The sequence below is a fragment of the Enterobacter sp. genome (genome assembly GCF_977039595.1).
On sequence record NZ_CDRQYH010000005.1, the window covers coordinates 26,644 to 45,921 of the forward strand.

The 19,278-nt window shown below is 57.5% G+C and carries 14 protein-coding genes; 10 read left to right on the top strand and 4 right to left on the bottom strand.

Going from position 1 to position 19,278, the window contains the following annotated elements; genetic code table 11:
* Nucleotides 1–40: 40 nt before the first annotated feature.
* A complete protein-coding gene (locus ACWYRJ_RS02950; protein WP_111963750.1) occupies nt 41–706 on the bottom strand; it encodes a 7-cyano-7-deazaguanine/7-aminomethyl-7-deazaguanine transporter in 666 nt (221 codons plus the stop codon).
* 167 nt (nt 707–873) lie between these two features.
* Between ACWYRJ_RS02950 and tusA the strand changes: the two genes are divergently transcribed.
* On the top strand, nt 874–1,116 hold the full coding sequence (tusA, locus tag ACWYRJ_RS02955; protein WP_017693840.1) for a sulfurtransferase TusA: 243 nt from the start codon (nt 874–876) through the stop codon (nt 1,114–1,116).
* Nucleotides 1,117–1,178: 62 nt separating this feature from the next.
* On the opposite strand, the gene yhgN is transcribed toward tusA, so the two are convergent.
* Nucleotides 1,179–1,772: an NAAT family transporter YhgN gene (yhgN, locus tag ACWYRJ_RS02960; protein WP_003861574.1), complete on the bottom strand. Its 594-nt coding sequence runs from the start codon at nt 1,770–1,772 to the stop codon at nt 1,179–1,181.
* 179 nt (nt 1,773–1,951) lie between these two features.
* On the opposite strand from yhgN, the gene asd reads away from it, so the two are divergent.
* The 6 genes from asd to glgP all read left to right on the top strand — a co-directional run bounded on the left by asd (nt 1,952) and on the right by glgP (nt 12,673).
* Nucleotides 1,952–3,055, top strand: a complete 1,104-nt coding sequence (asd, locus tag ACWYRJ_RS02965; RefSeq protein WP_033146834.1) for an aspartate-semialdehyde dehydrogenase — start codon at nt 1,952–1,954, stop codon at nt 3,053–3,055.
* Nucleotides 3,056–3,304: 249 nt separating this feature from the next.
* On the top strand, nt 3,305–5,491 hold the full coding sequence (gene glgB / locus ACWYRJ_RS02970) for a 1,4-alpha-glucan branching enzyme (protein ID WP_455507389.1): 2,187 nt from the start codon (nt 3,305–3,307) through the stop codon (nt 5,489–5,491).
* Nucleotides 5,488–7,461 (top strand): glycogen debranching protein GlgX, encoded by a 1,974-nt coding sequence (glgX, locus tag ACWYRJ_RS02975; RefSeq protein WP_455507390.1) that lies wholly within the window; start codon nt 5,488–5,490, stop codon nt 7,459–7,461. The genes glgB and glgX overlap by 4 nt, the downstream gene beginning before the upstream one ends.
* A gap of 17 nt (nt 7,462–7,478) precedes the next feature.
* Nucleotides 7,479–8,774 (top strand): glucose-1-phosphate adenylyltransferase, encoded by a 1,296-nt coding sequence (gene glgC, locus ACWYRJ_RS02980; RefSeq protein ID WP_008503066.1) that lies wholly within the window; start codon nt 7,479–7,481, stop codon nt 8,772–8,774.
* Nucleotides 8,774–10,207, top strand: a complete 1,434-nt coding sequence (gene glgA / locus ACWYRJ_RS02985) for a glycogen synthase GlgA (RefSeq protein WP_008503065.1) — start codon at nt 8,774–8,776, stop codon at nt 10,205–10,207. Before glgC ends, glgA begins: the two co-directional genes overlap by 1 nt.
* 18 nt (nt 10,208–10,225) lie before the next feature.
* On the top strand, nt 10,226–12,673 hold the full coding sequence (gene glgP, locus ACWYRJ_RS02990) for a glycogen phosphorylase (protein ID WP_111963752.1): 2,448 nt from the start codon (nt 10,226–10,228) through the stop codon (nt 12,671–12,673).
* Between the two features lie 95 nt (nt 12,674–12,768).
* Here glgP and glpD read toward each other — a convergent pair whose 3' ends face one another.
* Complete coding sequence (gene glpD / locus ACWYRJ_RS02995; RefSeq protein ID WP_455507391.1) at nt 12,769–14,277, bottom strand: glycerol-3-phosphate dehydrogenase; 1,509 nt, start codon at nt 14,275–14,277, stop codon at nt 12,769–12,771.
* A 188-nt stretch (nt 14,278–14,465) separates the two neighbouring features.
* Between glpD and glpE the strand changes: the two genes are divergently transcribed.
* The 3 genes from glpE to ACWYRJ_RS03010 are packed head-to-tail and all read left to right on the top strand — an operon-like array spanning nt 14,466 to nt 16,451.
* Nucleotides 14,466–14,798, top strand: coding sequence for a thiosulfate sulfurtransferase GlpE (glpE, locus tag ACWYRJ_RS03000; protein ID WP_115876843.1), 333 nt, complete (start codon nt 14,466–14,468; stop codon nt 14,796–14,798).
* Between the two features lie 47 nt (nt 14,799–14,845).
* The gene (glpG, locus tag ACWYRJ_RS03005) at nt 14,846–15,676 is read left to right on the top strand and encodes a rhomboid family intramembrane serine protease GlpG (protein ID WP_455507392.1); all 831 of its coding nucleotides are present in this window, start codon (nt 14,846–14,848) and stop codon (nt 15,674–15,676) included.
* A gap of 16 nt (nt 15,677–15,692) precedes the next feature.
* On the top strand, nt 15,693–16,451 hold the full coding sequence (locus ACWYRJ_RS03010; protein WP_223580655.1) for a DeoR/GlpR family transcriptional regulator: 759 nt from the start codon (nt 15,693–15,695) through the stop codon (nt 16,449–16,451).
* 61 nt (nt 16,452–16,512) lie between these two features.
* Here ACWYRJ_RS03010 and malT read toward each other — a convergent pair whose 3' ends face one another.
* Nucleotides 16,513–19,218: an HTH-type transcriptional regulator MalT gene (gene malT / locus ACWYRJ_RS03015; protein WP_455507393.1), complete on the bottom strand. Its 2,706-nt coding sequence runs from the start codon at nt 19,216–19,218 to the stop codon at nt 16,513–16,515.
* Between the last annotated feature and the right edge of the window lie 60 nt (nt 19,219–19,278).

Genomic DNA, 19,278 nt, shown 5'->3' on the forward strand with positions numbered 1-19,278 from the left:
GCTCATTCGCTCATCTTATCACAACTGATAAAGCGAACTCTTAACCAGCCTGCAATGCTGTGATTTCAGATTTATCTGCCAGCCTTTTCAGCAGCATATTGAGCAGCACGCCGTACATCGGCAGGAAGAAAACAATGCTGATGAGGACCTTGAAGCAGTAGTCCACCAGCGCGATTTCCATCCAGTGCTCGGCCATGAACGCATCCGGGCTGCGCCAGAAGGCGATGAAGAAGAAGGCCAGCGTATCGCTCACGTTACCGAACAGCGTGGAGGCGGTTGGCGCCATCCACCAGCGATGATTCTGACGCAGGCGGTTAAACACATGCACGTCGAGGATCTGCCCCAGCGCGTAGGCCATAAAGCTTGCCGCGGCGATACGGGCAACGAACAGGTTGAAGTGGGTTAACGCCTCAAAGCCCTGCCAGCTTCCCATATAAAACAGAGACGAAATCACGTACGAGATGAACAGCGCCGGGAGCATGACCGAAAAAATAATACGGCGAGCCAGCGGTGCGCCAAAAATACGCACGGTCAAATCCGTCGCGAGGAAAATAAACGGGAAACTAAACGCGCCCCAGGTGGTATGGAAACCAAAGATGGAGATCGGGAGCTGCACCAGATAGTTGCTGGAGGTGATCACCAGCAAATGGAAAAGCGAAAGCCAGAACAACGCTTTTACGCGCTGAGATTCAGAAAACTGCGTCATAATGTGACCTTTTTATACGTTGGGGTGAGGGAACCCAATAAAAACCGCAGCATGATACTGCTTTGTCAGGACATTGCAATGGTTAGTTTTTACGCAATCGTTAACCTGGTTTGCATTGATCGCAACCGGGCGTAAACTACAGCCGTTTTTATCAGACCGAGAAGATCATGACCGACCTGTTTTCCAGCCCAGACCACACTCTTGATGCCCAGGGCCTTCGCTGCCCGGAACCGGTAATGATGGTACGTAAAACCGTGCGCAACATGCAGACCGGTGAAACGCTGCTGATCGTTGCCGACGACCCGGCCACCACGCGCGATATTCCCGGTTTTTGTACCTTTATGGAGCATGAGCTGGTGGCACAGCAGACGGAAACGCTGCCGTACCGGTATTTGATTCGTAAGGGTTGAGTGGGCGCCTCTGCGGCCTGATACCCTCACCCCGGCCCTCTCCCACAGGGAGAGGGAGAAAGTCATCCCTTCATCCACGCCCGAATGCCGTCCAGGAACATCTGCGTTGCCATCATTACCAGAATCAGCCCCATCAGGCGCTCCAGCGCGTTTACCCCTTTTTCGCCCAGCAGGCGCAGGAACAGGGATGACTGCAGCAGGATAATAAACGTTCCGCCCCAGGCAATCAGCAGGGCAATGACCAGATGGCTCATCTGGTTCGGATACTGGTGCGACAGCAGCATCAGCGTGGCCAGAATGGTCGGCCCGGCAACGAGGGGAATCGCCAGCGGCACAATAAACGGCTCTTCACCCGCAGGCAGGCCGCTGCTGCTGCCTTCCGCGCTTGGGAAAATCATCTTAATCGCAATCAGGAAAAGAATAATCCCGCCGGAAATTGACACGGTTTCGGCGCGCAGGTTCAGGAATGCGAGGATTTTTTCACCCGCAAACAGGAAGATAAACATCACCAGCAGGGCGATGAGCAGCTCGCGGATCATGATCGCACGGCGGCGCTTCGGTTCGGTGTGCTTCAGCACCGACATGAAGATCGGCAGGTTACCCAGTGGATCCATAATCAGGATCAATAAAACCGCCGCGGAAATGATTTCACTCATCTTTAAATTATCCCTGATACTTAGTAGTGTTATTTCGATGATTAGCGCTTTTTCTGATTGCCGGGCAATCATCGATTAATTTCGCTTGCGACTTTGGCAGCATTTTGTAATGTGAAGCATATCCCAGTTCAATACTGGCTTGCACAATCAGCACACACCCTCAGCAGGAAAAAAATGCTATGAAAAACGTTGGTTTTATCGGCTGGCGCGGTATGGTCGGCTCTGTACTCATGCAACGCATGGTTGAAGAGCGCGATTTCGACGCTATCCGCCCGGTCTTCTTCTCCACTTCCCAGCTCGGCCAGGCTGCTCCGTCCTTTGGTGGTACCACAGGCACGTTGCAGGATGCTTACGATCTGGAAGCGCTGAAGGCACTCGACATTATTGTGACGTGCCAGGGCGGCGATTATACCAACGAAATCTATCCAAAGCTGCGTGAAAGCGGCTGGCAGGGCTACTGGATTGACGCGGCTTCTTCGCTGCGCATGAAAGATGATGCCATCATTATTCTCGACCCGGTGAACCAGGGCGTGATCACCGATGGCCTGAACAACGGCGTAAAAACTTTTGTTGGCGGCAACTGCACCGTCAGCCTGATGCTGATGTCCCTCGGCGGCCTGTTCGCTCAGGATCTGGTGGAGTGGGTCTCCGTGGCGACCTACCAGGCCGCGTCCGGCGGCGGCGCGCGCCATATGCGCGAGCTGCTGACCCAGATGGGCCAGCTGCACCAGAGCGTTGCGACCGAGCTGGCAAACCCGGCATCCGCTATTCTGGATATCGAGCGTAAGGTCACCCAACTGACCCGCAGCGGCGAGCTGCCGGTGGATAACTTTGGCGTACCGCTGGCCGGCGGTCTGATCCCGTGGATCGACAAACAGCTGGATAACGGCCAGACCCGCGAAGAGTGGAAGGGCCAGGCTGAGACCAACAAAATCCTCGCGACCGCGAACACCATTCCGGTTGACGGACTGTGCGTGCGTATCGGCGCGCTGCGCTGCCACAGCCAGGCCTTCACCATTAAACTGAAAAAAGATGTGTCTATTCCGACCGTGGAAGAACTGCTGGCCGCGCACAACCCGTGGGCGAAAGTGGTGCCAAACGATCGCGATATCACCATGCGCGAGCTGACCCCGGCTGCCGTTACCGGCACGCTGACCACGCCGGTTGGCCGTCTGCGCAAGCTGAACATGGGGCCGGAGTATCTCTCCGCGTTCACCGTCGGCGACCAGCTCCTGTGGGGTGCCGCCGAGCCGCTGCGCCGCATGCTGCGCCAGCTGGCGTAATAATTTGTTAACTACCGGGGGTGATTTTCACCCCTTTTTTTTGCGTACTACATGGAGTAACACGCGTATGTCTTATTTTTTATCAGGAGTCATCTAGAGCGTTGGCTATGCTTTAAGGAAGAGTCATTTCTTACCTGAGGTTCGAACGGAGCAGAATGGATGCACATTTTTGTGCTGTCCCGTTCAGGTCACATTAAAAGTCGTCCCGGAGCGCTTAAAAAGGACGACATAAAAAACAGGATGAATACCATGTCCGATCGTGTGGATAGAGACGTGATTAATGCGCTTATTGCGGGTCATTTCGCTGACCCCTTTTCTGTGCTTGGGATGCATCGTACTGAGGCGGGTCTGGAAGTTCGGGCGCTATTACCGGATGCCACAGAAGTCTGGGTGATTGAACCCAAAACCGGCCGCAAGGTCGGTAATCTTGAATGCCTCGATTCGCGTGGCTTCTTCTCGGGCGTAATGCCCCGTCGTAAAAACCCTTTTCGCTATCAGCTCGCCGTTCTCTGGCACGGTCAGCAAAACCTGATTGACGATCCTTACAGCTTTGGTCCGCTCTTAAAAGAGATGGACGCCTGGCTGCTCTCCGAAGGGACGCATCTTCGACCTTATGAAACGCTGGGTGCCCATGCCGATACCATGGACGGTATTACCGGCACGCGGTTCTCCGTGTGGGCACCTAACGCCCAGCGCGTCTCCGTTGTCGGCCAGTTCAACTACTGGGACGGTCGCCGCCATCCGATGCGCCTGCGCCGGGAAACCGGCATCTGGGAGCTGTTTATCCCCGGGGCGCACCCCGGGCAGCTTTATAAATTCGAGATGATCGACGCCAACGGCAAGCTACGCATTAAAGCCGACCCGTATGCCTTCGAAGCGCAGATGCGCCCGGATACCGCGTCGCTGATTTGCGGCCTGCCGGAAAAGGTTATCCAGACGGAGGAGCGTAAACAGGCCAACCGCTTTGATGCGCCGATCTCCGTCTATGAAGTCCATCTCGGCTCCTGGCGCCGCCACACCGATAACAACTTCTGGCTGAGCTACCGGGAGCTTGCCGACCAGCTGGTGCCGTACGCCAAATGGATGGGCTTTACTCACCTTGAGCTGCTGCCGGTCAATGAACACCCGTTCGACGGCAGCTGGGGCTATCAGCCCACCGGGCTGTATGCGCCAACGCGCCGCTTCGGCACGCGCGACGACTTCCGCTATTTCATTGATGCCGCGCACGCCGCCGGGCTGAACGTCATCCTCGACTGGGTGCCGGGCCATTTCCCTGCGGATGATTTCGCGCTGGCAGAATTTGACGGCACGAAGCTGTACGAGCATAGCGATCCGCGCGAAGGCTATCACCAGGACTGGAACACGCTGATCTACAACTACGGTCGTCGTGAGGTCGCCAACTATCTGGTCGGGAATGCCCTGTACTGGATCGAGCGGTTTGGTATTGATGCCCTGCGCGTCGATGCGGTGGCGTCGATGATCTACCGCGACTACAGCCGCAAAGAGGGGGAGTGGATCCCGAACGAGTTTGGCGGCCGTGAAAACCTGGAAGCCATTGAGTTCCTGCGCAATACCAACCGCATTATCGGCGAGCAGGTGGAGGGTGCCGTGACCATGGCGGAAGAGTCGACCGACTTTGCAGGCGTCTCCCGTCCGCCGTCATTGGGCGGCCTGGGGTTCTGGTATAAGTGGAACCTGGGCTGGATGCACGACACGCTCGACTACATGAAGCTGGACCCGGTTCACCGTAAGTATCATCACGATAAGCTGACGTTCGGGATGCTCTACAACTACACCGAAAACTTCATGCTGCCGCTGTCGCACGATGAGGTGGTACACGGTAAAAAATCGATTCTCGACCGCATGCCTGGCGACGCGTGGCAGAAGTTTGCCAACCTGCGCGCCTATTACGGCTGGATGTTTGCCTTCCCGGGTAAGAAACTGCTGTTCATGGGCAATGAGTTCGCCCAGGGACGCGAGTGGAACCACGACGCCAGCCTCGACTGGCATCTGCTGGAAGGCGGCGACAACTGGCACCACGGGGTGCAGCGTCTGGTGCGCGATCTGAACCTGACCTATCGCCACCACAAAGCGCTGCACGAGCTCGACTTCGATCCGTACGGCTTTGAATGGCTGGTGGTGGACGACCATGAGCGCTCGGTGTTTGTCTTTGTGCGACGTGACAAAGCGGGTAACGAGATCATCGTCGCCAGCAACTTCACCCCGGTGCCGCGCGAACACTACCGCTTCGGCATTAACCAGCCGGGCAAATGGCGTGAAATTCTGAATACCGATTCGATGCACTACCACGGCAGCAACGCCGGTAACGGTGGGCTGGTACAGAGTGACGCCCTAGAAAGCCACGGGCGACCCAACTCCCTGAGCCTGACGCTGCCGCCGCTTGGCACCATCTGGCTGATGCGGGAGGGCGAATGACGCAGCTTACGGCAGGTAAACCCGAACCGCTCGGGGCGCGTTTTGACGGAAAGGGTGTCAATTTCACCCTCTTTTCCGCTCACGCCGAGCGGGTTGAACTGTGCGTGTTTGACGGGGAAGGTAACGAGCACCGTTACGATTTACCCGCGCGCACGGGGGATACCTGGCACGGCTACCTGGCCGGGGGACGGCCCGGCATGCACTATGGCTTTCGCGTTCACGGTCCGTGGGATCCGGCGCAGGGTCACTGGTTTAACCCGGCGAAGCTGCTGATTGATCCGTGCGCGCACCGGGTGGACGGTGAGTTTAAAGATGACCCTCTGTTCCACGTAGGCTACGGCGAGCCCGACCACCGCGACAGCGCGCCCGTCGCGCCTAAAAGCGTGGTGGTGAACGATCTTTATGACTGGGAAGACGATGCCCCGCCGCAGACGCCGTGGGGCAATACCGTCATTTATGAAGCCCACGTTAAAGGGCTGACGTACCTGCACCCGTCGATCCCCAAAGAGATGCGCGGCACCTATAAGGCACTCGGGCATCCCACCATGATCGCCTACCTGAAACATCTCGGTATCACCGCCCTGGAACTGCTTCCCGTTGCCCATTTTGCCAGCGAGCCGCGCCTGCAGCGGCTGGGGCTCAGCAACTACTGGGGCTACAACCCGCTGGCGATGTTCGCGCTCGAGCCGCGCTATGCCGTCCATCCGGAAAAAGCGCGGGACGAGTTCCGCGATGCGGTGAAGGCTCTCCACGCGGCGGGCATTGAGGTCATTCTGGACGTGGTGCTCAACCACAGTGCAGAAAGCGATCTCGACGGTCCAACGCTCTCCATGCGCGGAATTGATAACCGTAGCTATTATTGGATCAGGCAGGATGGCGATTATGAGAACTGGACCGGCTGCGGTAACACGCTCAACCTCAGCCATCCGGCGGTCACGCATTTTGCGTATGAATGCCTGAAATACTGGGTGGAGACGTTCCACGTCGACGGTTTTCGTTTCGACCTGGCGCCCGTGATGGGGCGCACGCCGGCGTTCAGCCGGCAGGCTCCGCTGTTCGAGGCGATAAAAAACTGTCCGGTGCTCTCGCAGGTGAAGCTCATTGCCGAGCCGTGGGACATTGGCGAAGGCGGTTATCAGGTCGGGAATTTCCCGCCGCTGTTTGCCGAGTGGAACGATCACTACCGCGACGCCGTACGCCGCTTCTGGCTGGAGCGGAACCTGTCGCTGGGGGAATTTGCCGGGCGCTTTGCCGCGTCGAGCGATCTTTTTAAGCGCGACGGCAAACGCCCGTCGGCCACCGTCAACCTGTTGACGGCGCACGACGGTTTTACGCTCAGGGACTGCGTTTGTTTCAATCAGAAACACAATGAGGCGAACGGCGAAGAGAATCGCGATGGCACTAACAATAACCATAGCTTTAATCATGGTATAGAAGGGTTAGGCGGAAGTCTGGATGTGATAGAGCGGCGACGCGCCAGCGTTCATGCGCTGCTGACAACGCTTTTACTGTCGCAGGGCACGCCGATGCTGCTGGCAGGCGATGAGCATGGTCACAGCCAGCACGGTAATAACAATGCGTATTGCCAGGACAACACCTTAACCTGGCTCGACTGGGGGGAAGCCAACAGCGGGCTGATTCATTTCACCGCTGCGCTGATCCATCTTCGCCAGCAGATCCCCGCGCTGACCGCCAACAGCTGGTGGGAAGAGGGTGACGGCAACGTTCGCTGGCTGAATAAAGACGCGCAACCTTTAAGCGCGCAAGAGTGGCAACACGGCGTACCACGCCTGCAAATCCTGCTGTCGGATAAATGGCTGGTCACGCTGAACGCGACGGATGACGTCGCAGAGATTGTTTTACCTGACGGGGAGTGGCGCGCCGTTCCCCCCTTTGCCGGAGCGGATAATCCGGTAGTAATGGCTGTCTGGCACGGGCCTGCGCACGGAGTGTGCGTATTCCAAAGATGATAAAAAAGGAGTTAGTCATGGTTAGATTAGAGAAGAACGATCCCTTAATGTTGGCACGCCAGCTACCATTAAAAACGGTTGCCCTGATCCTTGCGGGTGGGCGTGGTACCCGTCTGAAAGATTTGACCATCAAGCGCGCCAAACCGGCTGTTCACTTTGGTGGTAAGTTCCGCATCATCGACTTTGCGCTCTCCAACTGCCTGAACTCGGGCATTCGCCGCATCGGCGTCATTACGCAGTATCAGTCGCACACGCTGGTTCAGCATATCCAGCGCGGCTGGTCATTCTTCAGCGAAGAGATGAACGAGTTTGTCGATCTCCTTCCTGCTCAGCAGCGCGTTCACGGCGAGAATTGGTACCGCGGTACGGCGGATGCGGTGACCCAGAACCTCGACATCATTCGTCGCTATAACGCGGAATACATCGTGATCCTCGCCGGGGACCACATCTACAAGCAAGATTACTCCCACATGCTGATCGACCACGTCGAAAAAGGGGCGCGCTGCACCGTGGCGTGTCTGCCTGTGCCCGTTGCCGAAGCGACGGCGTTTGGCGTCATGCACGTGGATGCCGACGACAAAATTATCGACTTCGTTGAAAAACCGGCGAATCCGCCAACCATGCCGGGCGATGACACCAAATCGCTCGCCAGCATGGGGATCTATGTCTTTGACGCAGATTATCTTTATGAGCTGCTGGAAGAAGACGACAAAGACGAAAACTCCAGCCACGACTTCGGTAAAGACATCATTCCGAAAATCACGAAAGCTGGCATGGCGTATGCACATCCATTCCCGCTGTCCTGCGTACAGTCCGATCCGAATGCGGAACCCTACTGGCGCGATGTGGGTACGCTGGAAGCCTACTGGAAAGCGAACCTCGATCTGGCATCGGTCACGCCTGAACTGGATATGTATGACCAGAACTGGCCGATTCGTACCCATATGGAGTCGCTACCGCCGGCCAAATTCGTGCAGGACCGCTCCGGCAGCCACGGTATGACGCTGAACTCGCTGGTGTCCGGCGGGTGCATTATCTCCGGTTCGGTCGTGGTGCAGTCGGTGTTGTTCCCGCGCGTGCGGATAAATTCATTCTGTAATATCGATTCGGCAGTCTTGTTGCCGGATGTCTGGGTAGGGCGCTCGTGTCGTCTGCGTCGTTGCGTGATCGACCGTGCCTGCGTCATCCCTGAAGGGATGGTTATTGGGGAGAATGCGGAAGAAGACGCGCGTCGTTTCTACCGTTCGGAAGAGGGGATCGTGTTAGTCACACGGGAAATGTTGCGGAAGCTGCAGATCAAACAGGAGCGATGATGCAGGTTTTACACGTATGTTCTGAGATGTTCCCGTTATTAAAAACGGGCGGACTGGCAGATGTGCTTGGCGCATTACCGGCGGCGCAAATCGCCGGAGGCGTGGATACCCGAGTCCTGCTGCCCGCCTTTCCGGATATCCGGCGCGGTATACCCGATGCAAAAGTGGTGACCCGCCGTGAAACGTTTGCCGGACGCATTACCCTGCTGTTTGGACATTACAATGGCGTAGGGATTTACCTGATCGACGCGCCGCACTTATACGATCGCCCGGGCAGCCCGTATCACGATACGAACCTGTTCGCCTACACCGACAACGTGCTGCGCTTTGCGCTGCTCGGCTGGGTTGGAGCAGAAATGGCGACGGGGCTGGATCCGTTCTGGCGTCCGGATGTGGTGCACGCGCATGACTGGCACGCCGGGCTTGCCCCGGCGTATCTCGCCGCGCGCGGCCACCCGGCGAAATCGGTCTTTACCGTGCATAACCTGGCGTATCAGGGGATGTACTACGCCCATCACATGAATGACATCGATCTGCCATGGTCGTTCTTTAACATGCACGGTCTGGAGTTTAACGGGCAGATCTCGTTCCTGAAGGCGGGTCTGTACTACGCCGATCACATCACGGCGGTGAGCCCAACCTACGCGCGTGAGATCACCCAGCCGGCGTTTGGCTATGGCATGGAAGGGTTGCTGCAGCAGCGCCATCGCGAAGGCCGCCTGTCGGGCATTCTGAACGGCGTGGATGAACAGATCTGGAGCCCGGAAACCGATCTCCTGCTGGCGGCGCGCTATGGCCGTGATTCCGTTGAAGACAAAGCGGAAAACAAACGCCAGCTGCAGATTGCGATGGGCCTGAAGGTTAACGATAAAGTGCCGCTGTTCGCCGTCGTGAGCCGCCTGACCAGCCAGAAAGGGCTGGATCTGGTGCTGGAGGCGCTGCCCGGTTTACTGGAGCAGGGCGGACAGCTGGCGCTGCTCGGCGCGGGCGACCCGGTGCTGCAGGAAGGTTTCCTTGCCGCCGCCGCGGAACACCCGGGACAGGTAGGCGTGCAGATTGGCTACCACGAGGCGTTCTCTCACCGAATTATGGGCGGCGCGGACGTCATTCTGGTGCCAAGCCGTTTCGAACCCTGCGGCCTGACGCAGCTTTATGGTCTGAAATACGGCACGCTGCCGCTGGTGCGCCGCACGGGCGGACTGGCGGATACCGTATCCGACAGCTCTCTGGAAAATCTGGCGGACGGTATCGCCAGCGGATTTGTCTTTGAGGACAGTAATGCCTGGTCGCTGCTTCGGGCGATTCGGCGTGCTTTCGTCTTGTGGTCCCGTCCATCACTCTGGCGTTACGTTCAGCGTCAGGCGATGTCCATGGACTTTAGCTGGCACGTCGCGGCGCAGTCATACCGCGATCTCTATCAACGCTTGATGTAACGAGGCGAAGTTACTGATATGAACGCTCCATTTAGCTACTCTTCACCCACGCTCAGCGTTGAGGCGTTAAAGCACTCCATCGCCTACAAGCTGATGTTCACCATCGGGAAAGATCCGGTTATTGCCAACAAGCACGAGTGGCTGAACGCCACCCTGTTTGCCGTGCGTGACCGCTTAGTTGAACGCTGGCTGCGCTCAAACCGCGCCCAGCTCTCGCAGGAGACGCGTCAGGTTTACTACCTGTCGATGGAATTTTTGATTGGCCGCACGCTGTCCAACGCGCTGCTGTCGCTCGGTATTTATGACGATGTCAAAACCGCACTCGAAGAGATGGGGTTAGATTTAGAAGAATTGATCGACGAAGAGAACGACCCGGGCCTCGGCAACGGCGGTCTGGGGCGTCTCGCCGCCTGCTTCCTCGACTCGCTGGCGACGCTGGCGCTGCCGGGCCGCGGCTACGGTATTCGCTACGACTACGGTATGTTCAAACAGAACATCGTCGACGGGCGTCAGAAAGAGTCGCCGGACTACTGGCTGGAGTACGGCAACCCGTGGGAGTTTAAGCGCCACAACACGCGCTACAAGGTGCGCTTTGGCGGGCGTATCCAGCAGGAAGGGAAAAAATCCCGCTGGGTGGAAACGGAAGAGATCCTGGCCGTGGCCTACGACCAGATTATCCCCGGCTACGACACCGACGCCACCAACACGCTGCGCCTGTGGAGTGCCCAGGCCAGTAGCGAAATTAACCTCGGGAAATTTAACCAGGGTGACTACTTCGCGGCGGTGGAGGATAAAAACCACTCCGAGAACGTGTCCCGCGTGCTGTACCCGGATGACTCGACCTACTCGGGTCGCGAGCTGCGCCTGCGTCAGGAGTATTTCCTCGTTTCGGCGACCATTCAGGACATCCTCAGCCGCCACCATCAGCTGCACAAAACCTACGCCAACCTGGCGGAGAAAACCGCGATCCACCTTAACGACACCCACCCGGTGCTCTCAATTCCGGAACTGATGCGCCTGCTGATCGACGAGCATAAGTTCAGCTGGGATGACGCCTTTGAGGTGACCTGTCAGGTGTTCTCCTACACCAACCACACGCTGATGAGCGAAGCGCTGGAGACGTGGCCGGTGGACATGCTCGGCAAAATCCTGCCGCGCCACCTGCAGATTATCTTTGAGATCAACGACTACTTCCTCAAGACGCTGCAGGAGCAGTATCCGAACGATACCGGCCTGCTGAGCCGCGCGTCCATCATTGATGAGTCGAACGGTCGTCGCGTGCGCATGGCCTGGCTGGCGGTTGTCATCAGCCACAAGGTCAACGGGGTGTCTGAGCTGCACTCGAACCTGATGGTGCAGTCGCTGTTTGCGGACTTCGCGAAGATCTTCCCGACGCGGTTCTGCAACGTGACCAACGGCGTCACGCCGCGCCGCTGGCTGGCGCTGGCCAACCAGCCGCTCTCTGAGGTGCTGGACGAGAATATCGGCCGCACCTGGCGTACCGATTTGAGCCAGCTGAGCGAGCTGGAACAGCATATTGATTTCCCGACGGTGAACAAAGCCGTACGGGAAGCAAAGCTGCTGAACAAAAAGCGTCTGGCGGTCTGGCTGGCGATGCACCTCAACGTGGTCGCTAACCCGAAAGCGCTGTTCGACGTGCAGATCAAACGCATCCACGAATACAAGCGTCAGCTGATGAACGTGCTGCACGTGATCACCCATTACAACCGCATCAAGGCCGATCCGACGGCTGAATGGGTGCCGCGCGTGAAGATCTTCGCCGGTAAGGCGGCTTCCGCCTACTACATGGCGAAGCACATTATTCATCTCATCAACGACGTGGCGAAGGTGGTTAACCAGGATCCGGACATTGGCGACAAGCTGAAGGTGGTGTTCATTCCGAACTACAGCGTCAGCCTGGCGCAGCTGATCATCCCGGCGGCGGATCTCTCTGAACAGATTTCCACGGCGGGAACGGAGGCATCCGGTACCAGTAACATGAAGTTTGCCCTCAACGGCGCGCTGACCATCGGCACGCTGGACGGGGCGAACGTCGAGATGCTGGAGCACGTGGGCGATGAGAATATCTTTATCTTCGGTAATACGACGGAAGAGGTGGAGGCGCTGCGCAGGAAAGGCTACTCGCCGCGTCAATATTACGAAGAGGATGAAGAGTTGCGTCAGGTGCTGACGCAGATCGCGACCGGCGTGTTTAGCCCTGATGAACCTAGCCGCTACCGCGATCTGGTGGATTCGCTGATTAACTTTGGCGATCACTACCAGGTGCTGGCGGATTATCGCAGCTACGTGGACTGTCAGGATAAGGTGGACGAACTTTATCGCCAGCCGGAGAAGTGGACCAGCGCCGCGATGTACAACATCGCCAATATGGGCTATTTCTCGTCAGACAGGACCATCAAGGAGTATGCCGAGACGATCTGGCATATTGATCCGGTGAGGCTATAAAAGCAAAACGGCAACCTCGGTTGCCGTTTTTAGTGTTTGTTCCCTCTCCCTGTGGGAGAGGGGCAGGGTGAGGGCATCAGTCCGCACCGGTCGTATTACGACGCCAGCGACAGCTCACGCTTCCCCGCATTTTGCAGTAACCACTGCGCCACGCGAGACTGCTGCTCGGCGTTGAGCCACATCCCTTCTTTGGTACGGCGCCAGATAGCATCGTCCAGACGACGCACCCACTCGTGCTCAACCAGGTAACGCAGTTCGGCTTCGTACAGCTCGTGGCCGAAATGCTCGCCCAGATCCGCCATGTCCTTCGCATCGCCCAGGATCAGCTCGGTATTGCTGCCGTAGGTGCGGGCATAGTGGCGCGCCATTCCTTCGGTGATGAACGGGAACCGACGGCGCAGCTTCGCGGCGTAATCATCGCGGTTATCGCCGATATCACCGCCGGGCAATACCGCGCCCTTGGTCCATGCCGGGCCAATGCCTTTATAGTACGGCGCCAGTTTTTCCAGCGCGTGCTCGGCCAGCTTGCGGTAGGTAGTGAGCTTACCGCCAAACACGGAAAGCAGCGGCGCCTGACCGTCAACGTCGTGAATATCGAGCGTATAGTCGCGGGTAATGGCCTGCGGTGAATCAGACTCGTCATCGCACAGCGGACGCACGCCGGAGTAGGTCCAGACAACGTCGTCGCGCGACAGCTGTTTCTTAAAGTGCGCGTTATACACTTTGAGCAGGTAGTTCACTTCGCTCTCGTCGATCTCGACGTTCTTCGGATCGCCTTTGTACTCCACGTCGGTAGTACCGATGATCGAGAATTCGTCCATCCACGGGATCACAAACACGATGCGCTTGTCTTCGTTCTGCAGGATGTAAGCCTGCTTCTGGGTATGCACGCGCGGCACCACAATGTGGCTGCCTTTGATCAGGCGAATGCCGTATGGAGAAGGCAGATGCATGCCGTCGTCGAAGAACTGCTTCACCCACGGGCCGGTAGCATTCACCAGGCCGCGCGCTTTCCAGCTGAATTTCTCGCCGGTATCAATGTCTTCCGCTTCCACAATCCACAGGCCATTTTCACGACGGGCAGCGGTTGCGCGGGTGCGGGTTTTCACCTCGCCACCTTTCTTCTCAACCATCTGCGCATTCGCCAGTACCAGGCGGGCATCATCCACCCAGCAGTCGGAATATTCGAATCCGCGCACGATTTCCGGCTTAAGGACCGATTCTGAGCCAAAACGCAACCCTTTCGAACTCGGGAGGCTGGTGCGTTTACCCAGATGATCGTACATAAACAGACCGATGCGAATCATCCACGCCGGACGCAGATGCGGGCGATGGGGCAGGCGGAAGCGCATGGGAATCGCCAGATGCGGGGCCATTTTCAGCAGCACTTCACGTTCGGCCAGCGCTTCACTGACCAGGCGGAATTCGTAGTGTTCCAGGTAGCGCAGGCCACCGTGAATCAGTTTGGAGCTGGCGGACGACGTCGCGCAGGCGAGATCGTTAGCTTCCAGCATCAGTACGGACAAACCGCGTCCTGCGGCATCGACCGCAATACCGGCACCGTTGATGCCACCGCCTATCACAATCAGATCTTTGGTTTCCATAACACCCTCATGCACTTTCGTTAAAGCTCAGAAATGTTCGATATCGCTCATAATAGCAAAGGAACGCGCTTTTGGTAACATCAAAAAAACAATTTAGAGTGATATGGATAACATAATGGCGTTTACCCGCCGCCAGGACGTACACTACGGGGTAAAATCTTGTCGTTGACCACTGTAAAGAGAACACCATGGATCAGTTTGAATGTATTAACGTAGAAGAAGCCCACCAGAAGATGCACCAGGGAAAAGCGGTGCTGGTGGACATCCGCGATCCGCAGAGTTTTGCGATGGGCCATACGCCGGGCGCGTTCCATCTCACCAACGACACGCTGAGCGCGTTTATGCGCGATAACGACTTCGACACGCCGGTGATGGTCATGTGTTACCACGGCAACAGCAGCAAAGGCGCGGCGCAGTATCTGCTTCAGCAGGGTTACGACGCGGTTTACAGCGTCGACGGCGGTTTCGATGCCTGGCATCGTCATTTCCCGGCGGAAGTGGAATACGCTTTTGAGCGCTGATCCCGCTATACTGTCCTCTTTTGTGTGGAAATAAGCGACCGCTGCCCATGTTGATGATCACCTCTTTTACTAACCCGCGCGTCGCCCAGGCGTTTGTCGACTATATGGCGACGCAGGGCGTTATTCTGACTATTCAACAACATACGCAGACCGACGTCTGGCTGGCCGATGAGAGCCAGGCCGGACGGGTAAACGAGGAGCTGGCGCGTTTTCTTGAGAACCCTGGCGACCCGCGCTATCTGGCGGCCAGCTGGCAGTCCGGCCAGACCGGCAGCGGATTGCATTACAGCCGCTTTCCTTTCCTCGCCACCATTCGCGAGCGCGCGGGCCCGTTTACGCTGCTGCTGATGGCGGCCTGTATCATCGTCTTCATTATCATGAACGTGGTCGGCGACCAGAGCGTAATGATTACCCTGGCGTGGCCCTATGACTCGTCTCTTGAGTTTGACGTCTGGCGCTACTTTAGCCACGCGCTGATGCATTTCTCGGTGATGCATATCCTCTTTAACCTGCTCTGGTGGTGGTATCTCGGCGGTGCCGTTGAAAAGCGTCTGGGCAGCGGCAAGCTGATCGTTATCACCATCATCAGCGCCCTGTTAAGCGGCTACGTGCAGCACAAGTTCAGCGGGCCGTGGTTCGGCGGGCTGTCGGGTGTCGTGTATGCCCTGATGGGCTACGTCTGGCTTCGCGGGGAGCGCGATCCGCAAAGCGGCATCTATCTGCAACGCGGATTGATAACCTTTGCATTAATATGGCTAATTGCCGGATGGTTTGATCTGTTTGGTATGTCTATCGCCAACGGTGCGCACGTCGCCGGGCTGGCCGTGGGGCTGGCGATGGCCTTTGCCGACACGCTCCATGCGCGAAAACGAACATAATTCTCAGGGATAATTGATGAAACAAACACAACGTCATGACGCCATTATCGAACTGGTAAAAAAACAGGGATACGTCAGCACCGAAGAGCTGGTGGAGCAGTTTGCCGTCAGCCCACAAACCATCCGTCGTGACCTGAACGACCTGGCCGATCAGAACCGTATTCTTCGCCACCACGGCGGCGCGGCGCTGCCGTCCAGCTCGGTCAACACCTCCTGGCACGACCGTAAGGCGACGCAGACGGCAGAGAAAGAGCGCATTGCCCGCAAGGTCGCCAGCCAGATCCCGAACGGCGCGACGCTGTTTATTGATATCGGCACCACGCCGGAAGCGGTTGCCCATGCGCTGCTGGATCACGAGAACCTGCGCGTGGTCACCAACAACCTGAACGTGGCCAATACCCTGATGCAGAAAGAAGACTTCCGCATCATCCTCGCGGGCGGCGAGCTGCGCAGCCGCGACGGCGGGATTATCGGCGAAGCGACCCTCGACTTTATCTCGCAGTTCCGCCTCGACTTCGGCATTCTGGGGATAAGCGGTATCGACAGCGACGGCTCGCTGCTGGAGTTTGATTACCACGAGGTGCGCACCAAGCGCGCGATTATTGAAAATTCACGCCACGTGATGCTGGTGGTGGATCATTCCAAGTTTGGCCGTAACGCGATGGTGAATATGGGCAGCATCAGCATGGTGGATGCGGTCTATACCGACGTGATGCCGCCGGCGGGCGTGATGCAGGTAATTAAAGATAATAATTTGCAGTTAGAGTTGTGTTGAAAAGCCGTGCGCCCTCTCCCTGTGGGTGAGGGCCGGGGTGAGGGCGTCAGGCCGCACAAACCTAAACGCCGTACCCCATCATCTTCAACAGCTGCTGCGCATGCTGTACCGCATCCTGACGATGCGCCACGCCCAGCTTCTGATACAGATTGCGGATATGCGTTTTGATGGTGGTCGCCGCCACCGCAAGCTCACCGGCAATCTGCTCGTTGCTGTAGCCTGAATAAATCAGCCCCAGAACCTGCCATTCGCGCTGGGTGAGCGGGCTGGTGCGGATAAGTTCCGGCACTTCCGGGTGGTTCAGCAGACGTTCAACAAAGTTCTCATCGAAATGCGCGAACTTGTGCCGATGATGCTGGTTAATCTCGCGCAGAATGCGCTGGGCGCGATGCTGATCCAGTTCCGGCAGCGTGTTGAGCTGAATCAGCTGGCGCAGCTGCTGCGCCATCACTTCCCCTTCAATTACAAAGTGGCTGATAAACCCGGTGCGGTTAGCCAGCTGCAGCGCTTCCAGAAGCACACGCTGGGCATCATTTTTACGACCCGCCTGCCAGTAAAGCTGGTTTTGCAGCAGCAGGTTGCGGTTCAGGTCGCTCATCAGGCGCAGGCTGCGCGCGTTCTCGTTCAGCTCCTCCAGCACAATCTCAGCGGGCTCTAATTCACCGAGCAGGATCTGCGCGCGGGCAATATTGCGCCACTGGCTCTGCAGGAAGTGGTTGTTGGCAAATTCCGGTTTTGGCGTCTGGCGCAGCCAGTTGGCGGCGGATTTTTTATCGCCGGTCATCTGCCAGTAAATCACCCGGACCCTGTCGGCGTTTGACACCCAGTCGCTATGATACTGGCCGTTGCCGAGCAGGTTTTCCAGGCGGTTAAGATGGTTGCGGGCGTTGTCGAGATCGCCGCGCGCCAGCGAGCACTGCACCAGCAGCGCCAGGCACTGCAGCTGCTGTTGAGGCTGGAAGCTGGAAAGAACATCCACACCCTGACGGGCGCAGCTTTCCGCTTCATCCAGACGCGACCATGCCCACAGCAGCTGAGCGCGAATACGCAACAGGAACTCGTGCATCGGCAGCTGTTCCAGATGCTGTTCACGAATCAACTGGAACGCTTTTTCCTGGTTTTCCCAGGCGGCCTGCAGGAACCCCTGCGCGAATAAAATCTCGCTCTGTTGGATCAGGCTCCACAGGGCGTAATGCCAGACATCATGACGACGCGCCATCTGTTCGGTTTGCTGCATCAGTGAAAGTGAACGCGTGAGGTCGCCTTTGCAGTGCAGCACTTCGCCGTGCACGGAGGTCGCCACGATACGGCTGTAGAAGTTTGCCAGCGGCAGTTCATCCAGCGCGACCATCGCCAGCCGTTCAGCTTCGTCCGGGTCGCCATCGTTAATCGCCACCTGAGCGCGCAGCGCGTTGAACTCGCCGTGCAGGGTGGTATCCATTTCGCTTTCCATCTCCTGCTCGGCGCGCGCCAGCAGGGTGTTCACTTCGCTGTAGCGATGCTGGCTCTGCATCAGCCAGGCCTGCAGCAGCACCAGACGCGGATTCTCAAGCAGGCTTTCCCACGGCAGGGCTTTGAGGGATTCTTCCAGCAGCGTCAGCTCGCTGTGGTTAAACAGGCCCCACGCATGATTGAGGAGAATATCGCGCAGCATGTTGGCATCACCGGCGGCCAGCGCGTGGTGGATGGCTTCGCTCGGGAAGCCTTGCGCCATCCAGCTTTCGGCAGCGGCGCGGTGGATCTCCGGCAGTTCAACCGCCAGCTCCCACTGACAGCGCTGGCGCAGGAAGCTGCCGAACAGCGGATGATAGCTAAACCACTCGCCCGGATCGTCCATGCGCGTCAGGAAAAGGCCTTGACGTTCAATTTCTTCGAGCTGCAGCTGGCCGTTTTCACAGCCCGTCACCCGCACGATGAGCGCATCGTTCATGGAGCGCAGCAGAGAGCTTTTCAGCAGGAAATTACGCGTTGAGGGATCGACGCTGTCCAGCACCTCATCCACGAGATAGTCAGAAAGGTGGCTGGCGTTGATGCCCGCCAGGCGCCGCGCAGACTGATGTGCCGGACTGTTATTTTGCCGGGCTGAGAGGGCAATCAGCTGCAGCGCCGTGGCCCAGCCGGCAACGTCATCACACAGGCGGCTGCTTTCGGCGGCCTCAATCGGTGAGTTCAGGCGGCAGTCAAAGAACTGTTTCGCTTCCTGGTGGGTAAAGGCCAGCTGCTGGCTGCCCACTTCCAGGAGCTGATCGCGCACGCGCAGGTTGGCAATACCCAGCTGCGGCAGGTTGCGTGACAACACGACTAAGGTCAGGTTTTCCGGCTGATGGCGCAGGAAGAAACGCATCGATTCATGAATTACCGGGTTAGTGATGAGATGGTAATCATCTATCACCACGTAAAGCGGGCGATGCCATTCGGCCAGTTCGATAAACAGCTGAGAGAAAAGGGAGGACAGGCTTGCGTACTGGCGCTTTTGCACCATCACCTCACTGGCGACGCAGTGTCCATGGGTTGCTTGCTGTATGGCGGCAATCAGATAGCTGGCAAAACGCTCTTGCTGGTTATCGCCCTCGTCGAGGGAATACCAGCCAAGATCGCTCTTACCCGCGGCCCATTGCGAAATGAGCGTTGTTTTTCCATAACCTGCAGGGCTCGTAACCAGCGCCAGTCGGAAATTATGCGCGCCGGAAAGTTTAGCCAACAGACGCTCGCGGACCACTGTATGGTCAAGGCGAACCGGGCGACTTAATTTAGACGGAATCAACATAGGTTTCACTTCACTGTGGGGAACGAGAGATTTTATTTTTTTTGCGCTTCGTAATTAATA